The organism is Agromyces mangrovi, from assembly GCF_030296695.1.
GTDB classification, from domain to species: Bacteria; Actinomycetota; Actinomycetes; order Actinomycetales; family Microbacteriaceae; genus Agromyces; species Agromyces mangrovi.
The window spans coordinates 2523367-2542697 of sequence record NZ_AP027737.1 but is presented as its reverse complement, the minus strand read 5'-3'; the positions used below and the strand labels follow the sequence as shown (position 1 = coordinate 2542697).

Below are 19331 nucleotides of genomic sequence, written 5' to 3'. Positions count from 1 at the left end.
CTGAAAAGTGCCTGCCGCATGCACCCGCCCGCGCGCCCGGTTGTGCCTGCGCGCGCACGGGAGGATGCTGAGGGCATGAGCGATCATCAGGAATTTCTCTCGTGGGTGCACGGTGATCTGGTGGCAGCGGAGCGGGCGTTGTTCAACGGCGACGACGGCCCCCGCAGGGCGATCTGGTCCTCGACCGAACCCGTCAGCGTGCTCGGTGCGTGGCGCAACGCCGTGGGCCGCGCGGAACTCGTCGGCGCGTTCGAGGAACTCGCCACGACCTTCTCGCACTGCTCCGCGTACTCGCTCGAGCTCATCTCGTCCGACGTCGTCGGCGACATGGCGTTCACCGCGGGCTACGAGCGCATCACCTGCGACGTCAACGGGAAGACGCGCACGATGACCGTGCGCTCGACGCAGGTCTACCGCCGCGAAGACGGCGCCTGGCGCGTGGTGCACCGCCACGCCGACCCGACGGACTGACGCCGGCTCGGTGCAACTCCACGGCCACGGAGTACGCAAGATGCAGGAACCTCCCCGCGGTTCCCGCATTTCGCGTACTCGGCCGGCGGTCCTGCGCTCCGGCACGCACGCCGGCTTCACTCGCTGAAGTAGTCGGTGCTCCACGCGCCGTCGATGAACCAGTACTCCTCCCAGTCGCTGGAGTAGACCGCCGTGGAGACCCCCAATTCGCGCCCTTCGACGGCGAGAGTGTGCTCCTCGGCATCCACGCTCCACGCCACCTCGAGCCCCCATCGGCAGTAGCATCCGTCACCCGAGTTGAGCACCTCGAGGTCGAAGTGCTCCGGATCATCGACGGCGACCTCGAATGGGAACCGAAGCTCGGGGTCGCTGAGTCCCACGACCGGTGGCGTGCTGCTCATATCCATGGCGAGCAGCGACACGTCGCCGGGCCCGCCGTGCGGGATGCACTCGCGCACCACGACCACGTCCTCGTCGAGTTCGACCTCCTCGAAGTCGACCACGTCGATGTCGTGGACGGTCACCACGCCCGTGTCGAGCCCGTGGATGGTCAGTTCGATCACTCGCGGTGCGAGCGGGATGCCTCCGTGCTCGACCACCCAGGCGCCGTCGATCTCGGCGACGAACAGTTCACGATCACTCGGTTCAGCCGGGATCGACTCGAGCAGCGACTCGGGCACCGCGAATGCGTTGCATCCGTCCTGCCAGTCGGAGACGTGCACGGCGATCGGGTCGCCGCCGAACGCGTCGGCCAACCGCGGGCCGGCGAGCTCGTTCCACAGCCATGCGCCGAAGGCGCCGAGGAACGCCGTCGCGACGGCCCCCGCCGCGATGATCCACCACCGCTTCTTCGTCGACTCGCTCACCGCGCCCCCTCGGTTGCCACCATGCTCCCACGGCGCATCCGACGCGGTCGATGCGTCCAGTGTTGGCACGCAGCCGGGGTGTTGCTCGGCCGAGGCAGCGCTCAGACGACCTCGACGTCGCAGTCGATGCCGGATGCTGCCGCCAACCGCCGATCACCGGTGACGAGTGCGCACCCGAGCACCTCGGCGAGTGCAACGTACATGGCGTCGTAGGTCGTGAGGTTGCTCCGATGCCGGAGCGCCGCACGCACGAGTGAGGCCGACGGATGCCGCTCCACTCGCAGCCGCGCGAGATCGTCGACCGCACGGTCGAGCCGGCCCTCGTCGACGCGGCCCGCGAGCCACAGCCCGCGCAGCGCGGATGCGACCTCGACATCGAGGAGGTCGGGCGCCCAGAGCTCGTCGGAGGCGAGCAGCGCTCGCGTGGCATCCGCCCCGCTGTCACCCACGAGTGCCTCGACCACGACCGACGCGTCGACCACGATCACGTGCGTCGCTCGCGGCCGGCACGGATCGCGTCGACCACGTCCGCGCGTTCGAGGGCGACGCCGTCACCCCGTGCCTCGATCTCGGCGAACAGCTCGGCGACGGTCGGCCGGGCGGCGAGCTTCGCCAATTCCTGCGACAGGTACTGCTGCAACGACTGTCCGCGCCGCTCGGCACGCTCGACGAGCGCCGCATGCACCTCGGGCGCCAGGTCGCGAATCAGCACGTTCGGCATGCTTACATTATGCATGCGCTTCGCTCCCTCCGTCGCAGAGGAGCTTCGTCGCGTCCGCCAGCTGAGCGACCCCGGGCGCGTCGACGCGACGTCGACCTGAAGGCGATGCGCCCTGTGGAGGAGGGGCGTAGCATCCGATCGGGCCGTGCCGTTCGGTCACAAAGGGGGCGCCGCATGGGCATCATCATGGCGAGCATGTTCACGACGATCGACGGCGTGTACCAGGCGCCGGGCGCGCCGGATGAGGACCCGTCGGGCGGGTTCGCGCACGGCGGATGGCAGGCGCCGTTCGCCGAGGCCGAGTCGGGCGCCGAGATCCTCGCCGACATCGAGCGCCTCGACGCGCTGCTGCTCGGCCGCCGCACCTACGACATCTTCGCCGCCTACTGGCCCGCGTTCGGCGACTCGAATCCCATCGCCGCGAAGTTCAACGCGGTGCCGAAGTTCGTCGCCTCGCGCACACTGACAGAGCCCGCCTGGGCGGGCACCGAGATGCTGACGGATGCCGCTGAGCAGGCCGGCGCCCTCCGCGACCGCTTCGAGCGGGTGCACGTGATCGGCAGCGGCGACCTCCTGCGCACGCTCCTCGACGCGGGCGTCGTCGACGAGCTGAAGCTCTGGGTGTATCCGGTCGCGCTCGGCTCGGGCAAGCGCCTCTTCGACGGCGCGATGCCAGCCACCTACTCGCTCGCGGGCCCGCCTCGCACGTACGAGAGCGGCGCCTTCTCGGCGACCTACTCCCTCGCCGGCCCCGTCGTCACGGGTGAGATGGGGCCGGAGTAGCACCGTCGCGCGGGCGCCGATTCGTGGCATCCGATACTCTCGGGTATCTTGGGAGGCAATACCCCCTAGGTATTTTCACCCTGCCCCGAACGAGACGGAGAGATCCATCACATGTGCAGCGCAGTCACCTGCCGGAAGTGCGGCAAGACCACCTGGGCCGGATGCGGCCAGCACGTCGACCAGGTCATGCGCGGCGTCCCCCGCAGCCGGCGCTGCGAGGGCCACGCGGCCGAGCCCGGGTTCTTCTCGCGCCTGTTCTCGCGTTGACGCGTCCGCACCCGCCGCCGCTGGTGCGCAAATCGTGGTGAACGCCCCGGTACGCCACACTTTGCGCACCATCGGCAGCGCCCGTCGCTCGCTGCTGGTGCGCGAACAGTGGTGAACTCCCCGGAACGCCACACTCTGCGCACCAGCGGCCGCGATCAGCGTCGCCTGCGCCCGCGCCGAGGTCGATTCGCCTCCGCGATCACCGCTTCGGCGAACCACCGATACGAGTCACGTCCGTCAGGCAACTCCACCGCGTCCTCCCCGTAGACGTCGTACGCGATGCGAACGAGTTCGTCCGGTTCGCTGATGCCGAGATGGCGCGCGACGATACTCAGGTCCACGAGATCCTTGTCGCGACCCGCGGCCATCTTCATGGCGATGAGCTCGCGCTCGGTTGCGACGGTCACCGATACAGGATCGTCAGTTCGCTCTGTCTCGACGCGCAGCCAGGAACGGCCCGCCGCGTTGAGCCAGCGCGACGGCAGACCGAGATCGGCGGCCATCTCGGCGACGACCGCTTCGACCTCGTCGTCGGGTTCGATCAACGCATCGATGTCGCTCGTGACACGCACATCCGGCTCATCCGGAAATCGCAGCAGCATCGCGGCGCCGCCGCCGACGCGGATGCTGCCGGTGACGCCGCGCGCCTCCAACCGCCGAACGAGCTCATCGAGGAGCTCGCGCACGGTCGAAGTGTCGAACTCGCGCTTCATCGCGTCGCCAGCGAGTTCTCGTCGATGAAGATGTTCAGTGCACGAAGCCGCTCTGGCGTGGTCACTTTCGCCTTCTCGCGAAGCGGGCGAACCGCGAGACGTACCAGCGACGGTTGAGTCGCTGGGGCTCGGCCCAGTCGGGGCGACGCTCGGGCGGAATCGCACCCCCGTAGACCGCGCGGAACAGCTGCTCCCAGCGCTGGTCCTTGATCTGCGACGGCCGCTCACGCAGCTCCGCGTCGCTCAACCCGTCGACGTCATCACGCAACACGGATGCCGCGTGGGTGATGATCCGCAGCGCGAAACTGCCGTCCCGGTCATCGAGCGCGTCGTTCACCTGGTCGGTGACCGCCGCCGGCGTGTAGTCGCCGAGGGCGCTGTCGGCTCGGGCACTGAGCGTGAGCCGCCGACCCATGGAGGCGAGCGCACGCTCGAGGGAGTCCATCTTGATGGTGCCCTCCCGCTCCGAGCGCTCGAGCTGTGAGATCGCACCGACGGTGACGCCGAGACGCTCGGCGAGCGCAGCACCCGACCAGCCGAGGTCGGCTCGGGTCGTGCGGATCAGATCAGACATGTGCCAATTATAGCTGTAGCTAATAATCCTGCACAGGTGTCACTCAGGCTGGCCGCACCGGCTGCCGCAGGATCGTGCGGAGCTTCTCGGGCGCGGTGCGCCGCGCGTCGCCCAGGTAGATCTCGTGGTGGTCGCCGTTGAAGGTGAGCCCGTGCGCGGGCATCCACTCGTCGTGCAGCCATGCGAGCGTCGGTCCCTCTGCGTCATAGGGCCCGACGTGCAGGATCTGCGCCGACCGCCCCTCGCGCACCTCCCGCAGCTCGACGAGGTCGAGCGCAGGCCGATCGGCCTTCGCGCGGGCGCCGGAGACGGCATCCGCCACCATCTGCTCGTCCACCCAGTCGGGTTGCGCGATCAGCATCGTCCAGCTCCAGGCGCTCTTGTCGCGGCGCACGAACGCCGACGGGTCGTCGGCCCGCCACAGCCCCTCGAGCGGCGCCACCACGAAGTCGCGGCCCGCACGCTTGGAGGCGAACTTCACCGCGTACGCCACCGGGTACAGCGCCTCGATCGCCTCGGCGTACGCGCGCGCCGTGTTCGGGTCGCCGTGCCCGTCGACGGCGAGGTACCGCATGGGCGGCACGTCCACGAGCACGAAATCGCGAGCGGATGCCCCGTAGAGCTCGCGCCGCGCCCGCTTGACGTCGTACTTCTCCGCGTCGGCCACGCCTCACACGCTACGCCGCGCCGCCGTCACGCGGTGAGACGGTCGACCTCCTGCTCGAGGAGCACGTGTGCCTCCACGGCACGCCGCTCGCGCGCGCCGTTGCGGGCGACCAGTGCCTTGAGTTCGATGCGCGCACTCGTGACCTCTCGAAGGACTGCCGACGGCGCGGGCGCCCCGAACATGACCCGGCGTTCGACGAACGCTCGAGCCGACATCACCTCGGCGAACTCAGCCTCCGAAAGTCCGCTCGGCCCACCGAGCACCTCAGCTGTGACCGCATCCAAGTGCGCAACCGTCGCTGCGCCCGGCGTCACGCCCGCGTCGATGCAGTCACGCACGAATCGCCCGACGATCTGGTGTGCCCGCCGCCAATCGATGCCGGTCGTGCGCACCAGGGCGCTCGACAGGTCGGTGACCTGTGCCCAGTGCGAACCCGCGGCACGCTCCATGCGATCGGAATGCACCGACATGTCGGCGATGATCCCGGTCAGGTCGCCGGCCTTGGTCGCGAGGTCTTTCGCCGTCGCCCAGAGCGCGTCCTGGGTCGAGCGCCGCTCGAGGATCGGGAACCCGGTGGGCCCCCGTTCGGCGGAGACGATGGAGACCAGCACACCGAGCGACTGGCCCGCGGCCGACTTGACTGCCTCGAGCGCATCGGGGTTCTTCTTCTGGGGCATGATCGAGCTGGTGCCGCAGAACCGATCGGGCAGTTCGATGAAGTCGAACTCGACCGTGGTCCAGAGGAAGAGGTCGTCCGCCATGCGACCGAGGGTCGCACCGTCGACCGCGTAGACCGCAGCGAGTTCCATCTCGAGGTCGTGGCTGAGGATTGCGTCCATCGTGTTCGCGAGCGGCGCATCGAAGCCGAGCAGTTCCGCAGTGCGGGCGCGATCCAGCGGGAAGTCACTCCCGGTCATGATCGCGGCGCCTGCGGGTGAGAGGTTCACTCGCGCGTACGCCTCCTCCACGCGCGCCGTGTCGCGTGCCAGCGCGCGTTCGAACATGGCCGCCCAATGGCCGAGCGTCGTGGGCTGCGCGTGCTGTCCGTGCGTGTAGCCGGGCATGACCGTCTCGGCGTGCGCCTCCGCGAGGGCCAGCAACGCCGCTCGGAGGCCTGCGAGACGTCCGAGCAGGACGTCGAGCTGCGAGCGCACCGTGAGTCGCCGCGCGACCTCGATCAGGTCGCCCGAACTGCGACCGAGGTTGATCCGCCCACCCAGCGCGATGCCCAAGCGGCCGATCAGGTAGTGCTCTGCGGAGTGCATGCCGCCGCCCGCGCGCTCCCGCGCCTCTGCAATGCCCTCACGCTCCATCTCCCGCATCGCGGAAAGCAGCGCCGATGCCTCGTCGGACGTCAGCAGGTCGGCCTCGGCGAGGGCCACGAGGTGCGCCTTGTCGAACTCGTGGATGTAGGGCAGCGAGTCGCCGAGGAGGCTCGTGCGATGCGTCTGCAGGTGATCGAGCTGCGCCTCGGCGAGGCGCCCGCCCTCACCGCGGAACCCGTCGTACCCCGCGGGCTCCGTCACGACGCAGCCTCGACCGCCGCCGTGTCGCCGGATACCTGGGGAACCGCACCGTGCGAGCCGAACACCGCGAAGTGGAACAGAAGGTACGCGGCGAGCGTCGAGGTCGCGTCGGCGAGGTCCACCATCGGGTTCACCTCCGTGATCGCAAGCGCCTCGCAGTGCGGCGCCAGCAGGCGCACGACCTCGAGGGCCTCCCCGAGGTCAGCCCGCCGGGTTCGTGCGCACCCGACCCGGGCGCGAATGCCGGGTCGATCGCGTCGATGTCGAACGACAGGAACAAGTGGTCGGCCCCCGAGACATGGTCCAAGATCTGACGCGCGGCCTCAGCGGGACCGAGCGACTGGAACTCGCGCGCGGTGATGTGCGCCAGCCCATGGTCGTGCTTGAACGCTCCCGACGACGGGAAGTTGAAGTGACGCGATGCCACCTGGATGCAATCGGCGGGCCCGATGCGATCGAGCTCGAGGCTGCGACGCATGCCGCTGGACTGGCTGAACCGTCCCTGGTGCGGGTTCGAGTCGAGCAGGTCGAGGTGCGCATCGAAGTGGATGATGCCGATGCGGCCGCCGAGCGCGTCGTGCATGCCACGCGCGACGGGGAACAGCAGCGAGTCGTCGCCGCCGAGCACGATCGGCACGCGGCCGCGACCGAGCGACTCCGAGACGACCTGCGAGCAGTTCCGAAGGGATGCCTCGAGGTCATGCTCCTGCAACTCAGCGTTGCCGCGGTCGTCGATCATGTCGGTACGCAGCACGTGCACCGAGTTCGACTCGAGCGAGTAGACCTCGTCGCCCTGGATGCGCTGCGTGATCCAGCCGAGGGACTCGCGGATGCGTGCCGGCGCGTAGCGCGAACCCGGCCGGCCGAGCGTGGAGCCGCCGTCGAAGGGAACACCCCACAGGTCGTAGGCGCGGGGAGTCGTGGAGGACGTCATTCGTGACCTTTCTGGTCGGGGTTCAGTGGTTGGCCGGGCCGTGTGCGCCCGAGACGCGGGCCAGGAAGTCCTTAGTGCGCGGATGCTGCGGATGCACGAGGATCTCGTCGGGCGCGCCCTCCTCGACGATGCGACCGCCGTCCATGAACACGATCCGGTCGGCCACGTCGCGGGCGAAGGACGCCTCGTGCGTGACGACGATCATCGTCATGCCCTCCGCGGCGAGGCCACGCATGACGTCGAGGACTTCGCCGACGAGCTCGGGATCGAGCGCTGACGTCGGCTCGTCGAAGAGCATCAGGTAGGGGTTTGTGGCGAGCGCCCGTGCGATCGCGACGCGTTGCTGCTGGCCGCCCGACAGCTCCGAGGGGTAGGCGTCGGCCTTCTCCGCGAGCCCGACCCGTTCGAGCAGGGTGCGCGCACGCTCCACGGCATCGCGCTTCGTCAGTTGCTTCGTCTGCACCGGCGCCTCGATGACGTTCTCGAGCGCGGTCATGTGCGGGAAGAGGTTGAACCTCTGGAACACCATGCCGATGCCGGCGCGCTGCTGTGCGAGTTCCTTCGGCGACAGCTCGTACAGCTCCCCGCCCGACTCGCGCCAGCCCATGACGTGATCGCCGACCACGATCACCCCACCGTCCGGGTTCTCGAGTCGGTTGATGCACCGCAGGAACGTGCTCTTGCCCGACCCGGACGGCCCCATCAGGCAGACCACTTCGCCGCGGCCCACGGACAGATCGATACCTGTGAGGACCTCGAGGTGTCCGAAGCTCTTCGTCACGCCGCGCGCCTGGACGATCGCCTGCGTCATGCTTCGCTCCCGCTTCCCGCGAGCACCTTGCCGGTGCGACCGCGTGCTCGACCGACACCGGGCGTTCGGCGGGCGAACCCGCGCCCGACCCTGCGCTCGAGGAAGAACTGCCCGACCGCGAGGATCGACACGATGATCAGGTACCAGATGGTCACCACGATGAGCAGTTCGATGATGCGGTTGTTGGCGTAGTAGATGAGCTGCGCGCTCTGGAGCAGCTCGCCATAGGTGACGACCGCAGCCAGCGACGAGGTCTTCAACGTCGAGATGACCTCGTTGCCCAGCGGCGGGATGATCACGCGCATCGCCTGCGGGAGCACGATCCGCCGGAGTACGGCGACGCCGCTGATGCCGAGCGAGTTCGCGGCCTCGGTCTGCCCTCGGTCGACCGAGAGGATGCCGCCACGCACGATCTCCGCGGTGTAGGCGCTCTGGTGGAGCCCGAGTCCGAGGAGTGTGGCGAGGAACGGTGTCATCAGGACGATGGTGCGTTCCTCCCAGATGCCCGGGATGCCGATGGTCGGGAAGACCAGGGCGAGGTTGTACCAGAGCAGCAGCTGGAGCAGCACAGGCACGCCTCGGAAGAACCAGACGTAGGCGGCTGCCACCGCCTGGGCGACCGGATTGCTCGACAGCCGCATGACCGCGACGATCACGCCGAGCACGATGCCGAGCAGCATCGAGGTGATGGTGATGACGATCGTGTTGACGAGCCCGCGGAGGATCAGGTCGGCGGTGAAGTACTGGGCGACGATGGGCCACTCGATATCACCGAGGGCGAAGGCGCGCACCACCCACGCGGCGGCCACGAGGATGACGACGGCCCAGAGCCATCGTCCGACGTGGCGACGTCGATGCCGTCGCACGTCGAGCAGGTCGTTGGGGTCGGTCATCCGTGCTCCTCTCGGGTGAGTCCAGTAAACCCATCGAGCGAGTCGCGCGCAGTCGACAGAATGTCGTGATTCGGTCGCACGAGGTGTGCATCCGGTCGAAACCTAGTCGTCTGCTTCGATCGCACCCTCCGCGACCACCGCGAGCCAGAGCTCCATCCGCGAGTATGCGGAGTCGGGATCGCGGCCGGTCAACTCATGGATGCGGCCGATCCGTGCCTTCAAAGTGTGCCGGTGGACACCGAGGGAAGCGGCGGCCTCGTTCCAATGCCCGTTCGCGCTGAGGAACGCGTCGAGGGTGCGGCGCAACTCGATCGACTTCGCATCGGTGACGGGCGCGGCCAACGGACCGAGCACACGAGTGGCGAACGAGCGGACCGTGGCGGACTCCTCGCCACGCAAGAGCAGCTGGAGCGCCGGGAGTTCGTCGAAGCGAGTGGTTCGCCGCCGCTCCAGGCGGCCGATGGAGGCAGCGTTGACCGCGGTGCGGTACCCGCGGTGCAGCTCGTCGACCGCGACAGACTCGCCGATGCCGATCACCGTGCTGCCGGGGAGCCCCGCGGCGTCGAAGAGCATGTCGAGGTCGAGGTCGCTGCCGACGAGCAGAGCGAGCTGGGCTCCTCGGGAATCGGAGGAGACCTGACATGCGACGCCCGGCAACTCGTGGTCGGCGAGCGCGCCGAACAGTCCGTCGAGCGCGGTCGGCGCGGCATCGTTGGGCACGGCGACCACCGCGACGCGCAGCTCGAGCGGGTCGAGATTCCAGCCGGCGATCTGGCGGCCGGCGTCGAACGGAGGCTTCCTGCTGCGCAGGAGCTGACGCAGCGCATCTGCCTGCAAACGCCGGAGACGCGAGTTGAGTACGCGGGTACGCTCCGACTCCAACGTCAGGAGGGAGACGGCCGCCTGCAGTACGAGGCGCTCGAACGTGCCCATCGACCGGTCGACGCCGGCGATCAGAAAGCCCCGGGGAAGCCCGTCGGTGGTGAGCGAGTGGATCACGGTGGATGCACCGTCGGCGACGATCGCGGTGGCCGTCGGCGACGCCTGGTGACGGGCGCGCATCAGGTCGGGGAGCAGTTCGGAGACATTCGCGGCGGCCGCGTTCGGCCAGGCAGCGGTAGGGCGGCCGGAGCCGTCCGTACTGACGGCCCACCCGCGCAGCTGGCGGGAGATCTCGTGGACGAGCGTCTCTCCCGAGCCTGCGAGCGCGGCCCTCGTCAACGCCTGCTGCGCCTCGAACGCCTGCGTGATGGCTTCGTACCGCTCCGCCGCGAGCATGTTCGACACCGCCTCGGAGATCGAGATGTAGGGCACGTCGACGGGAATCTCGAGGAGCGGGATGCCGAGCTCGTCTGCCTCGCGGAGCATCTCATCGGGCACCGTCTCGTGCTCGAGGCCGATGCCGAAGCCGATCCCCGCGACGCCGGCGTCCGACAACCGCCGCACGAAGGCGGCGAGTTCGTCGCCGCTGTGCAGGCGCAAACCTGTCGTCAGCAGGAGCTCGCCGCCCTGCAGCCACGGCGTGGGGTCCTCGACTTCTGAGACGTGCACCCACCGGATCTCACGCTCCGCGCCCCGGGCACCTGCGACGATGGGCGACCGCAACTCGGGCAGGCGGGCGATGCGCTCGATACTCACGACCATGGGAGACTCCCGACTCGGTGCGAAGATGGACCATCAGTGTAGGTACGAGGCGAAAACTCGACAAGATGGTGAGTGACTCCGGCGATCGAGCGCGTGCAGGGTGTTCATAACCCAGCACCAACACCCGACTCTCACCAGTCGCGGCCCGCCCTGCGGGGCCGCACAGTAAGGAGCAACACATGCGCACCATCGCCACAGCCGCCGCGCTCTTGGGGGTCGGCGTCCTGCTGACCGCCTGTGCGACGACCGACGCCGAGGCCCCTGAGACCACCACGGAGGCGAGCGAGTTCGGCCTGCCCGCCGCGATCGCCGACTCCGGGCAGCTGCTCATCGGCAACAGCCCGGTCTACCCCCGATGGCATTCCTGCCGGAGGGTGACGAGGACCCCGAGAACCGCCAGGGGTTCGACATCGACCTCGCCCGCGCCATCGCCGAGCGACTGGGCGTCGAGGCGGTGTTCGAGCAGCAGCCGTACGAGCAGTACCTGCCGTCGCTCGCCACCGGTCGCCTCGACCTCGTCGAGTCGGCGATGCAGGACCTCGAGAGCCGTCGCGAGACGGTCGACTTCGTCGACTACTTCCGCACGGGCCCGCAGCTGTTCACGATGATCGACCGCACCGACCTGACCACGGTCGAGGACCTCTGCGGCGGCAGCGTCGTGATCGACGTGGGTGACGTCGGCTACCAGGACGCGGTGAACGCGGTCAGCGCGGAGCGCTGCGCGGCAGACGAGCCGATCGAGATCATCCCCGCCTCGAGCACCGCCGATGCGCTCATCCAGCTCGAGCAGGGTCGTGCCGACGCCACCATCCGCGGTGCGGAGTCGGTGCGGTACATGGCCGGCGAGCTCGAGCCCGACACCTACGCGCTGGTCGACGAGCCGCTCTCGGAGATCCCGGTCGGCATCGCCGTCGCGAAGGACAACACCGAGCTGCGCGACGCGGTCGCCGCAGCACTCCAGTCGCTGATCGACGACGGCACCTACGCCGAGATCGGCGAGACGTGGGGCCTGTCCGACCTGCTGGTCGACGCGGTCACCATCAACGGCGGAGAGTAGTCCCACCATGCAGTTCCACGTGCTCCGCGGCGGCTCGGTGCTTTCGCCGACCGGCTTCGTGCCGGCCGACGTCTGGACCGCCGCGGGCACGATCCTCGGGGTCGGGCCGCATGCGTCCGGCCCTGAGGCCGTTCCCCCGGGCGCACCGGATGCGATCGAGCTCGACTGCACCGGAAAGCTCGTCACTCCCGGACTCGTCGACGGCCACCTCCACATCATGGGAGGCGGAGGAGGCGGAGGCTACGCCAGCCGAATCCCGGAACTGCCGGTCGATGCCGTACTCGAGGCGGGTATCACGACGTGCGTGGCGATGCCCGGCGTCGACCCGCTCACTCGCCCGCTCGAAGGGCTGCTCGCCCTCGCGCGGGCCTACCGGCAGCAGGGCGTTCGCGCCGTCGCGATGACCGGCGGCTTCATCTGGCCGCCGCGGACGCTGACCGGAGGAATCCGCTCCGATGTGTACCTGATCCCCGACCTCGTCGGCGTGAAGGTGGCGCTGGGCGAGCACCTGGCCACGGCACCGGATGCCGCAGAGCTCGTCTCCCTCTTGCGGGAGCTCGAGTGGGTGGGCCGCATGACCGGCGGCGCCGCCCTCCTGCACGCCCACCTCGGAATGGGCGATGACCCAGCCCGCGACCTCGAGGTCGCGCTCGTCGAGTCCGGCGTGGACCGGCCCATCGTGCAGGTCACGCACGCCAACTACACCGAGCAGACGCTCGCGGCCGCGATCCGGCTCGGCGGCGCGGGCTGCCGCGTCGACGTGAACCCGCTGCTGCGCCCGGGGCGCGTGGCCGGGGCGCTCTCGCCCGTCGAGGCGGTGCGCCGTCTGCTCGATGCCGAAGTACCGCTGGAACGCCTGTCGCTCTCGACGGACGGCAACGCGTCCGTTCCACGCGAGATCGCGGACGGCTCATACGAGCTCTACGACCGGCACCTCGACCTGCTCGGCACGGTGCGGGCCCTCGAGAGCGAGGGCATCCTCTCGCTGGAAGAGGCGTTCGGGCTCGTGACGGCGAACCCCGCGGAAGCTCTGCAGCGCGGCGACCTCGGGCTGGTCCGCCCCGGGGCCGCAGCCGACCTTCTCGTGCTCGACCCCGAGACGCTCGCCGTCGAGACGGTGCTGAGCGACGGCGTCGTGCGGGTGCGAGACGGCCGAGCGGTCGCGCCTTCGAAGTTCCGTGACCCGAGGTGGCAGGCGTAGTGGACCGCGTACGGATTCGCACGACGCACTCGGGTGTCAACCGGGCCGATCTGCTGCAGCGCGACGGCGACTATCGTCCGCCTCCCGGTGAGTCCGCCGTTCCCGGGCTGGAATGCGCGGGCCGTGTCGAGGCAGACCCGACCGGCACGTTCGCTCCCGGTGACGAAGTCTGCGCGCTGCTGGGCAGCGGCGGGTACGGCACGTGGGTGGACGCAGACCCCGGTCTTGTGCTCGACGCCTCCGGCATCGATCCGGCGGTCGCCGCGGTGCTCCCGGAGGCACTCGCGACGGCATGGTGGAACCTCGTTGCGCTCGGCGGCGTGACTCCGGGCGACCGGGTGCTCGTCACGGGAGCCAACTCCGGCGTCGGTCACCTCGCGGTGCAGGCCGCCCGCGCGCTGGGTGCGATGCCGATCGCGCTCGTACGGGACGCGCAATGGGTCGAGCCGCTGCGGGCACTCGGTGCCGAGTCGGTATTCGTAACGCCGGTCGCGGACGGCTGCCTCCCCGAGGTCGACGTCATCATGGATCTCGTCGGCGGCGTCGAGGTCGCCCTCATCGCGTCGACCTCGCTGGCGGCTCGGGGCCGCTGGCTCTCGGTGGGCCTGCTCGGCGGTTCGACCGTCGAGATCGACCTGCGCAGCGTCATCCGCCGTCGCCTGGTGCTCACCGGCTCGTCACTGCGCAGCCTGACCGCCGACGAGCGGCGCCACGCTATGGCCGGCGTGCGCCGCGACCTCTGGCCGGCCGTACGCGCCGGACGCATCGCGCCCGCCATCGCGGGCACCTACGACATCGCAGACATCGACGACGCACAGCGCCGCATGGAGCACGGGGGCCTCCTGGGCAAGCTCGTGCTCGAGCATCCCGCCGCAATACCCTGAAGGGACACACGCACCACTATGACCGCACTCCCCCATGATGCACTCGGGCTCGCGACGGGCTACGACCCCTCGGTCGACGTGCGCGGACTCGCCGACGTGGCATCGGCGGCCGAGGCGCACGGGTTCGACATGGCGTTCTTCTCGGAGACGCTCTTCACGAACCGCGACTCGGCCTCCGCGCTCTCGGCGATGGCCCTGTCGACGTCCCGGGTGCAGCTCGGCACGACCCAGGTCGTGAAGCTGCGCAGTCCGCTGGTGATGGCGCAGACCGCGGCGACCCTCGACGAACTGTCGGGCGGACGCATGGTGCTGGTGCTCGGCGCGTACACGGCCAAGCACGCCGACCGGAACGGCGTACCGCTCACCGACCCGCTGCCGACGCTGAACGAGTACGTCGACGCGATTCGGCGGCTGCTGCGCGGGGAGACGGTCGATCTCGACGGCGACCAGGTGCAGATGCGGGGCGCCCGCTTGAACTTCACGCCCGTTCGCCCGGAGATCCCGATCTGGATCGCGGCGACGACGCGGAAGGGCCTGCTGAACGCCGGCGCGATCGGCGACGGCGCGCTGCTCGATGCCGGCGCCTCGCCCGAGTACGCCGCGAATGCCATCGCCGTGCTCCGCGAGGGCAGCGATCGCGCCGGCCGCGACCCCGACCGGCTGCGCATCGCTCAGCTGGTCAACACGTCGATCGAGGACGACCGTGCGGCGGCGATCGACGCCATGCGCTGGGAGGTCGCCACGAAGTTCACCTATCGCAGCACGCCGCGCGCCAAGCTCACCGTCGGCGAGCCGACCATCGACCGCGACGATCTCGCCGGGTTCGAGGCGGCGTTCACCGCAGGCGGCAAGGAGGCACTCGCCCGAGCGATCCCCGAGTCCTACGTCACCGGGCTGACCGCGACGGGCACGATCGACGACGTGCGTGCCCGCATCGCGGAGTACCGCGCCGCCGGCGTGCACCTCCCCTCGTCCGTCCCGCCGCACCGCGCCAACTGGACGCACTGCTCTCACTTGCATCCGATCGGGAGGCAGCCGCATGACCGGATTCGTCGACGTGCACGACATGGCACGCTGGGTGCGCAGCCGCGGCATCGGCCCAGTCCTCCGCGGGCTGATGGACGCGATCGAGGCCGACTTCCGACGCTGGCAGGGCTTCGAGCGCACCCCGCGCATCGCCAGCCACACTCCGTTCGGCGTGATCGAGCTCATGCCAACGAGCGACGGCGAGACCTACGGGTTCAAGTACGTCAACGGGCATCCGTCGAATCCCGCCCGCGGGTTCCCGACCGTGACCGCATTCGGCGTGCTCGCCGACGTCCACAACGGCTACCCGACCTTCCTCGCAGAGATGACCCTGCTCACCGCGCTGCGCACGGCCGCCACCTCGGCGATGGTCGCGGGCCACCTCGCGCGCCCCGAGAGCACGACCATGGCGATGATCGGCACGGGCAGCCAGGCCGAGTTCCAGGCCATGGCGTTCCGCGAACGCCTCGGCATCCGGTCGCTGCGGGTCTGGGACACCGACCCCGACGCCATCGCGAAGTTCGCGCGCAACCTGCTCCCCCTCGGTTTCGAGCTCCACGTCGCGGCGAGCGGGGCGGATGCCGCTCTGGGCGCGGACATCATCACGACCTGCACGGCCGACAAGGCCCAGGCGCGCGTGCTCGAGTCGGTCGACGTCGCGCCCGGCACGCACGTGAACGCGATCGGCGGGGACTGCCCGGGCAAGACGGAGCTCGACCCGGAGATCCTCTTGCGGGGCCGGGTATTCGTCGAGCACGAGCCGCAGACCCGCATCGAGGGCGAGTTGCAGCAGATGCCCGAGGAGTTCGCGCCCGTGGAGTTCTGGCGTGTCCTCGCGGGGAAAGCCTCCGGGCGCTCGGCGACGGACGAGATCACCGTCTTCGACTCCGTCGGCTTCGCGATCGAGGACTTCTCGGCACTGCGCTACCTGCGCGACGACGTCGCAGGCACCGACTTCGCACAGCGCATCGACCTCGTCGCCGAGCCCGAAGACCCGAAGGACCTGTTCGGGTTCATCGGCGCCTACTCGCCGGTAGTGTGACGACGTGCACGCCCCTTCCGCGGTCGTCATGGTTCGACCGCATCGCTTCCGCCCCAACCCCGAGACCGAGGCCGACAACACGTTCCAGGCTCGCGGCGACGCCGATCGCTCGGACGTGATCTCGCGATCTGCCTACCGTGAGGTGACCGAGGCGGTCGAGCGACTGCGTGCCCATGGCGTCGACGTGCACCTCTTCGAGGACGATGCGGATGCGACACCCGACAGCGTCTTCCCGAACAACTGGTTCTCGACCCACGCCGGCGGCCACGTCGCGATCTACCCGATGTACAACCCGAGCCGTCGCCTGGAGCGCCGGTGGGACGTCATCGAGATGCTCAAGCGCGAGTACCGCGTGCAGGACGTCATCGACTACTCGGGACTTGCGGAGGACGGCGTGTTCCTCGAGGGCACGGGGGCGATGGTGCTTGACCACGTGAGCCGCCTCGCCTTCGTGTGCCGGTCGAACCGCGCCGACCCCGTCGCCCTGGAGCGCTTCTGCACGAACTTCGGGTTCGAACCGATGGCCTTCGACGCGATCGACGAGGACGGCAACACGGTGTACCACACCAACGTGCTGATGTGCGTGGCGTCCGACTTCGTGCTGATCGGCTCGAGCATGATCCGCGACGAGGCACGGCGTGCGCAGGTGCTGGATCGCTTGGGTGCCCGCGGACGGACCGTGATCGAACTCACGCCGCAGCAGGTACGCGACTTCGCGGGCAACGCGATCGAGCTGACCGGCGCCGACGGGCGCCTGCTCGCCATGTCGGCGCGCGGCGTCGCATCCCTCACCGCGGCCCAGCGCGCGGCGATCGAAGCATCATGCACGCTGCTCCCGCTCGACGTGCCGACGATCGAGCTCGCCGGCGGGTCGGTGCGCTGCATGCTCGCGGGCGTGCACCTCGACCCGCGTCCCGCCGCCTCGGAGTCCGCCGCGGTCGCGTGACCGGTGGCGCGCCCGATGTCAGCCGGGCGCGCCGGCCGGCTTGCCCGCGTCGCCCTCCGCATCCTCGCCCGCCGTGTCTGCATCCGCACCATCGGAGTCGGACTCGCCGCCTGCGCCCGTCGATGGCGCCTTGAGCTCGGTCGGCTTCCACGAGTCGATCCCCTGCAGCGGACGCTCGATGAGCAGCAGCGTGGCCGGTGAGACCGCCATGAGCGCGAGCACGAAGATCAGCAGTCCGCCCTGCCATCCGTCGATTCGCCCGGCGCCGACCAGCGAGATGACCGCGATCGATAGGCCGATAGAGGCGAGCAGCATGAGGAGCAGCAGCCAGGGCGCCCACTTGCTGAGGCTGCGCCATGCGCGGCGCTGTTTTATGAACTCCTTCGAGTACTCGACGAGCTGTTCGAACAGCCGAACTCGTTGCTCCTCGAACTCCACGCGCTTCGACGCGAGCGCGGCGTCCTCCCGGCGCACACCGTACTTCGCGCGCAGCAGCTCCTCGGCGATGCCACCGCGTCGCGACTCGCCAACGGCGCCTAGCAACTGCGCGTCACTCGATGCGGCCCATGCGATGGATGCATCCAGGTCCTCCTGCTCTGCGATCAGGGCGGACACGTATCGCTCGCGCAGACCAGCATCTCCGAGCGCATCGATCTGGGCATCGACCGCAGTCGTCGTCCGCCGGGCTGCGGCGAGGGCCGCGATCACATCGACTGTCGATGCGGTGCTTCCGGCGGTGATCTCAGTGGCCTCAGGCGCCTTTGCCTCGCTCGACCCGTCGGCCTTCTCGGTCGCGGGCGACTCAGGCTTCGAGGGCGCCACCCCGCCGCCGCCGACGCCGGTCGTCTCCGGGACGATCGGCTTGAAGATCGCGGGGCCGTCTTTATCTGAGCTGAGGTATAGCGCGCTGTCCGAGCTGAGGTACAGCACGCCATCGGGGACTATCCGCACCCGTCCCTCGTCGTCGACGATCTGAATCTTCGACAGCATCTTCGGATCGATGATGAATCGACCTTCGTCGCGCGTCCCGTCGTTCGTGGCCATCGCCCACCCCCATCACCGTCACGGCGAGGCCGAACGCCAGCGCCTGCGCCAAACGTGCCGCCGCCGCCTCAGGCGCCGGATCAGGTTTAGCCCTGAATCGCGCTCGCCACCCGCCCCGCCCGCTCCATGAACGCCTCCAGGTCGGGCTCGTCGCGCGTCGGCTCGAGCACCACGCTGTCTGCGCCCACGTCGAACAGCAGCTCGGCCGCCGCGGCGACCTCGTCGACGTCGCCCGCCACGAACTTCGCCGGATCGTCGTCGAAGCCCCACCGCTCGGCGTCGCCCGCCATGCGCGCCCGGGCGTCGTCGCCGCCGAACGCCGCGAGCAGGTAGACGACGATGTCGTTGCGACCACCACGAGCGGATGCCTCGCGGCCGGCCTCCACCAGCTCGATCGCGTCGCGCAGCATCGTCGGGGTCGTGCCCTCGGTGAGCACGGTGCCGTCGGCGACCTCACCGGTGAGCCGCAGCGTCTTCGGCCCCTGGCCGGCGGCGTACACCGCAGGCGCGGAGGCGGGCGGCCAGTCGAGCCGCACGCCGTCGAGCGACACGTAGCGGCCGGACAGGGTCAGCTCGTCTCCCGCGAGCAGCGCCCGCACCGCGGGCACGTACTCGCGCATGAGCGTGAGCGGGGAGGCGACGCGGCTGCCGGCCTGGCCCATCCACGACAGCACGCCGTGCCCGAGCCCGGGGATCAGGCGGCCCGGGAACATCCGCTCGATCGTGGCGATCTCCATCGCGGTGAGCGCGACGTTCCGAAGCGGCATCGGCGCGATGCCGATGCCGACCCGCACTCGCTCGCTCCACGCGAGCGCCGCGGCCGCCTGCGAGAACGCGGCCTCGCGGAAGCAGTCCTCGAACACCCACAGCTCGTGCACCCCGCTGCGGTCGGCCGCCTCGACGGCTGACCGCAGCCGCTCGGGCGGGAAGGCGGGCTGGAAGATCGCACCGATGCGTCGCATGCGCCCAGCCTGCCATCAGCCGCCGACCCACGAGCGGATCACCGCTGGTGCGCAATTCGTGGCCATTTGCGGGGTAGTACCACTCTTTGCGCACCAGCCGCGGGCGACGCGAGCGCGCGGGTCCGCAAAGTGCGGGTATCCGACGTGGATACCCGCACTTTGCGGACCGGCGACGGCGGGTGAGCGAGCGGATGCCGCGGGGCGGCCTCCGCGCGACGCGCGACGCGCGACGGAGTACGCAAAGTGCGGGTATCCGTCAGGGATACCGGCACTTTCCGTACTCGGTAGGTGGGAGCGGC

General features: G+C 69.7%; 22 protein-coding genes and 2 pseudogenes. 10 read left to right on the top strand and 14 right to left on the bottom strand.

Annotated features, from left to right (window positions below):
* Nucleotides 1-75 precede the first annotated feature (75 nt).
* Entirely contained in the window at nucleotides 76-471 is a 396-nt protein-coding gene (locus tag QUE38_RS12045) for a YybH family protein (RefSeq protein ID WP_286308484.1), read from the top strand.
* Nucleotides 472-587: 116 nt separating this feature from the next.
* Here the strand turns inward: QUE38_RS12045 and QUE38_RS12040 are convergent, their stop codons facing one another.
* The 3 genes from QUE38_RS12040 to QUE38_RS12030 form a co-directional block, all read right to left on the bottom strand.
* Nucleotides 588-1337: a hypothetical protein gene (locus QUE38_RS12040; protein ID WP_286308483.1), complete on the bottom strand. Its 750-nt coding sequence runs from the start codon at nucleotides 1335-1337 to the stop codon at nucleotides 588-590.
* A 101-nt stretch (nucleotides 1338-1438) separates the two neighbouring features.
* Nucleotides 1439-1825, bottom strand: a complete 387-nt coding sequence (locus QUE38_RS12035) for a type II toxin-antitoxin system VapC family toxin (protein ID WP_286308482.1) — start codon at nucleotides 1823-1825, stop codon at nucleotides 1439-1441.
* Nucleotides 1822-2058: a FitA-like ribbon-helix-helix domain-containing protein gene (locus tag QUE38_RS12030; protein WP_286308481.1), complete on the bottom strand. Its 237-nt coding sequence runs from the start codon at nucleotides 2056-2058 to the stop codon at nucleotides 1822-1824. The genes QUE38_RS12035 and QUE38_RS12030 overlap by 4 nt, the downstream gene beginning before the upstream one ends.
* Before the next feature lie 174 nt (nucleotides 2059-2232).
* Here QUE38_RS12030 and QUE38_RS12025 point away from each other — a divergent pair, with 174 nt between their 5' ends.
* Nucleotides 2233-2841 (top strand): dihydrofolate reductase family protein, encoded by a 609-nt coding sequence (locus QUE38_RS12025; RefSeq protein WP_286308480.1) that lies wholly within the window; start codon nucleotides 2233-2235, stop codon nucleotides 2839-2841.
* A gap of 111 nt (nucleotides 2842-2952) precedes the next feature.
* Nucleotides 2953-3108, top strand: a complete 156-nt coding sequence (locus QUE38_RS12020) for a hypothetical protein (RefSeq protein ID WP_286308479.1) — start codon at nucleotides 2953-2955, stop codon at nucleotides 3106-3108.
* Nucleotides 3109-3263: 155 nt separating this feature from the next.
* Here QUE38_RS12020 and QUE38_RS12015 read toward each other — a convergent pair whose 3' ends face one another.
* The 9 genes from QUE38_RS12015 to QUE38_RS11975 form a co-directional block, all read right to left on the bottom strand.
* Nucleotides 3264-3794 carry a hypothetical protein gene (locus QUE38_RS12015; RefSeq protein WP_286308478.1) on the bottom strand — a complete coding sequence of 177 codons (531 nt, stop codon included), beginning with the start codon at nucleotides 3792-3794 and terminating at the stop codon, nucleotides 3264-3266.
* Nucleotides 3795-3882: 88 nt separating this feature from the next.
* Nucleotides 3883-4395 (bottom strand): helix-turn-helix domain-containing protein, encoded by a 513-nt coding sequence (locus QUE38_RS12010; RefSeq protein WP_286308477.1) that lies wholly within the window; start codon nucleotides 4393-4395, stop codon nucleotides 3883-3885.
* Nucleotides 4396-4438: 43 nt separating this feature from the next.
* The gene (locus tag QUE38_RS12005; RefSeq protein ID WP_286308476.1) at nucleotides 4439-5062 is read right to left on the bottom strand and encodes a GyrI-like domain-containing protein; all 624 of its coding nucleotides are present in this window, start codon (nucleotides 5060-5062) and stop codon (nucleotides 4439-4441) included.
* Between the two features lie 26 nt (nucleotides 5063-5088).
* The gene (gene argH, locus QUE38_RS12000) at nucleotides 5089-6588 is read right to left on the bottom strand and encodes an argininosuccinate lyase (protein ID WP_286308475.1); all 1500 of its coding nucleotides are present in this window, start codon (nucleotides 6586-6588) and stop codon (nucleotides 5089-5091) included.
* Nucleotides 6585-6713: a hypothetical protein gene (locus QUE38_RS11995; RefSeq protein WP_286308474.1), complete on the bottom strand. Its 129-nt coding sequence runs from the start codon at nucleotides 6711-6713 to the stop codon at nucleotides 6585-6587. Before QUE38_RS11995 ends, argH begins: the two co-directional genes overlap by 4 nt.
* Before the next feature lie 5 nt (nucleotides 6714-6718).
* Nucleotides 6719-7522, bottom strand: coding sequence for an arginase family protein (locus QUE38_RS11990; protein ID WP_286308473.1), 804 nt, complete (start codon nucleotides 7520-7522; stop codon nucleotides 6719-6721).
* 22 nt (nucleotides 7523-7544) lie between these two features.
* Entirely contained in the window at nucleotides 7545-8333 is a 789-nt protein-coding gene (locus QUE38_RS11985) for an amino acid ABC transporter ATP-binding protein (RefSeq protein ID WP_286308472.1), read from the bottom strand.
* Nucleotides 8330-9226 carry an amino acid ABC transporter permease gene (locus tag QUE38_RS11980; RefSeq protein WP_286308471.1) on the bottom strand — a complete coding sequence of 299 codons (897 nt, stop codon included), beginning with the start codon at nucleotides 9224-9226 and terminating at the stop codon, nucleotides 8330-8332. Before QUE38_RS11980 ends, QUE38_RS11985 begins: the two co-directional genes overlap by 4 nt.
* Nucleotides 9227-9328: 102 nt before the next feature.
* The gene (locus QUE38_RS11975) at nucleotides 9329-10870 is read right to left on the bottom strand and encodes a PucR family transcriptional regulator (RefSeq protein ID WP_286308470.1); all 1542 of its coding nucleotides are present in this window, start codon (nucleotides 10868-10870) and stop codon (nucleotides 9329-9331) included.
* 355 nt (nucleotides 10871-11225) lie between these two features.
* Between QUE38_RS11975 and QUE38_RS11970 the strand changes: the two genes are divergently transcribed.
* The 7 genes and pseudogenes from QUE38_RS11970 (at nucleotide 11226) to ctlX (ending at nucleotide 17026) form a co-directional block, all read left to right on the top strand.
* Complete coding sequence (locus QUE38_RS11970; protein ID WP_286308469.1) at nucleotides 11226-11927, top strand: transporter substrate-binding domain-containing protein; 702 nt, start codon at nucleotides 11226-11228, stop codon at nucleotides 11925-11927.
* Between the two features lie 7 nt (nucleotides 11928-11934).
* Nucleotides 11935-13128: an amidohydrolase family protein gene (locus tag QUE38_RS11965; protein WP_286308468.1), complete on the top strand. Its 1194-nt coding sequence runs from the start codon at nucleotides 11935-11937 to the stop codon at nucleotides 13126-13128.
* Nucleotides 13116-13289 (top strand): annotated as a pseudogene (locus tag QUE38_RS17850) (alcohol dehydrogenase catalytic domain-containing protein); the annotation flags it as partial. The gene QUE38_RS11965 and the pseudogene QUE38_RS17850, both read left to right, overlap by 13 nt.
* 45 nt (nucleotides 13290-13334) lie before the next feature.
* Nucleotides 13335-14012, top strand: coding sequence for a zinc-binding dehydrogenase (locus tag QUE38_RS11960; RefSeq protein ID WP_286308467.1), 678 nt, complete (start codon nucleotides 13335-13337; stop codon nucleotides 14010-14012).
* An 18-nt stretch (nucleotides 14013-14030) separates the two neighbouring features.
* Nucleotides 14031-14915, top strand: a pseudogene (locus tag QUE38_RS17650) (LLM class flavin-dependent oxidoreductase); the annotation flags it as partial.
* A gap of 136 nt (nucleotides 14916-15051) precedes the next feature.
* Nucleotides 15052-16080 (top strand): ornithine cyclodeaminase, encoded by a 1029-nt coding sequence (locus QUE38_RS11950; RefSeq protein WP_286308465.1) that lies wholly within the window; start codon nucleotides 15052-15054, stop codon nucleotides 16078-16080.
* 28 nt (nucleotides 16081-16108) lie between these two features.
* Nucleotides 16109-17026 (top strand): citrulline utilization hydrolase CtlX, encoded by a 918-nt coding sequence (gene ctlX, locus QUE38_RS11945; RefSeq protein WP_286308464.1) that lies wholly within the window; start codon nucleotides 16109-16111, stop codon nucleotides 17024-17026.
* Between the two features lie 18 nt (nucleotides 17027-17044).
* Here the strand turns inward: ctlX and QUE38_RS11940 are convergent, their stop codons facing one another.
* Nucleotides 17045-18070, bottom strand: coding sequence for a hypothetical protein (locus QUE38_RS11940; RefSeq protein ID WP_286308463.1), 1026 nt, complete (start codon nucleotides 18068-18070; stop codon nucleotides 17045-17047).
* An 86-nt stretch (nucleotides 18071-18156) separates the two neighbouring features.
* Nucleotides 18157-19032: an LLM class flavin-dependent oxidoreductase gene (locus tag QUE38_RS11935; RefSeq protein WP_286308462.1), complete on the bottom strand. Its 876-nt coding sequence runs from the start codon at nucleotides 19030-19032 to the stop codon at nucleotides 18157-18159.
* Between the last annotated feature and the right edge of the window lie 299 nt (nucleotides 19033-19331).

Bases quoted from the DNA above. Each gene is read 5' to 3' on its own strand.
- QUE38_RS12045 (WP_286308484.1), top strand. From the start codon at position 76: ATGAGCGATCATCAGGAATTTCTCTCGTGGGTGCACGGTGATCTGGTG.
- QUE38_RS12030 (WP_286308481.1), bottom strand. From the start codon at position 2,058: ATGCCGAACGTGCTGATTCGCGACCTGGCGCCCGAGGTGCATGCGGCG.
- QUE38_RS12025 (WP_286308480.1), top strand. From the start codon at position 2,233: ATGGGCATCATCATGGCGAGCATGTTCACGACGATCGACGGCGTGTAC.
- QUE38_RS12020 (WP_286308479.1), top strand. From the start codon at position 2,953: ATGTGCAGCGCAGTCACCTGCCGGAAGTGCGGCAAGACCACCTGGGCC.
- QUE38_RS12010 (WP_286308477.1), bottom strand. From the start codon at position 4,395: ATGTCTGATCTGATCCGCACGACCCGAGCCGACCTCGGCTGGTCGGGT.
- QUE38_RS11995 (WP_286308474.1), bottom strand. From the start codon at position 6,713: ATGGTGGACCTCGCCGACGCGACCTCGACGCTCGCCGCGTACCTTCTG.
- QUE38_RS11990 (WP_286308473.1), bottom strand. From the start codon at position 7,522: ATGACGTCCTCCACGACTCCCCGCGCCTACGACCTGTGGGGTGTTCCC.
- QUE38_RS11985 (WP_286308472.1), bottom strand. From the start codon at position 8,333: ATGACGCAGGCGATCGTCCAGGCGCGCGGCGTGACGAAGAGCTTCGGA.
- QUE38_RS11980 (WP_286308471.1), bottom strand. From the start codon at position 9,226: ATGACCGACCCCAACGACCTGCTCGACGTGCGACGGCATCGACGTCGC.
- QUE38_RS11975 (WP_286308470.1), bottom strand. From the start codon at position 10,870: ATGGTCGTGAGTATCGAGCGCATCGCCCGCCTGCCCGAGTTGCGGTCG.
- QUE38_RS11970 (WP_286308469.1), top strand. From the start codon at position 11,226: ATGGCATTCCTGCCGGAGGGTGACGAGGACCCCGAGAACCGCCAGGGG.
- QUE38_RS11965 (WP_286308468.1), top strand. From the start codon at position 11,935: ATGCAGTTCCACGTGCTCCGCGGCGGCTCGGTGCTTTCGCCGACCGGC.
- QUE38_RS11950 (WP_286308465.1), top strand. From the start codon at position 15,052: ATGACCGGATTCGTCGACGTGCACGACATGGCACGCTGGGTGCGCAGC.
- ctlX (WP_286308464.1), top strand. From the start codon at position 16,109: ATGGTTCGACCGCATCGCTTCCGCCCCAACCCCGAGACCGAGGCCGAC.
- QUE38_RS11940 (WP_286308463.1), bottom strand. From the start codon at position 18,070: ATGGCCACGAACGACGGGACGCGCGACGAAGGTCGATTCATCATCGAT.
- QUE38_RS11935 (WP_286308462.1), bottom strand. From the start codon at position 19,032: ATGCGACGCATCGGTGCGATCTTCCAGCCCGCCTTCCCGCCCGAGCGG.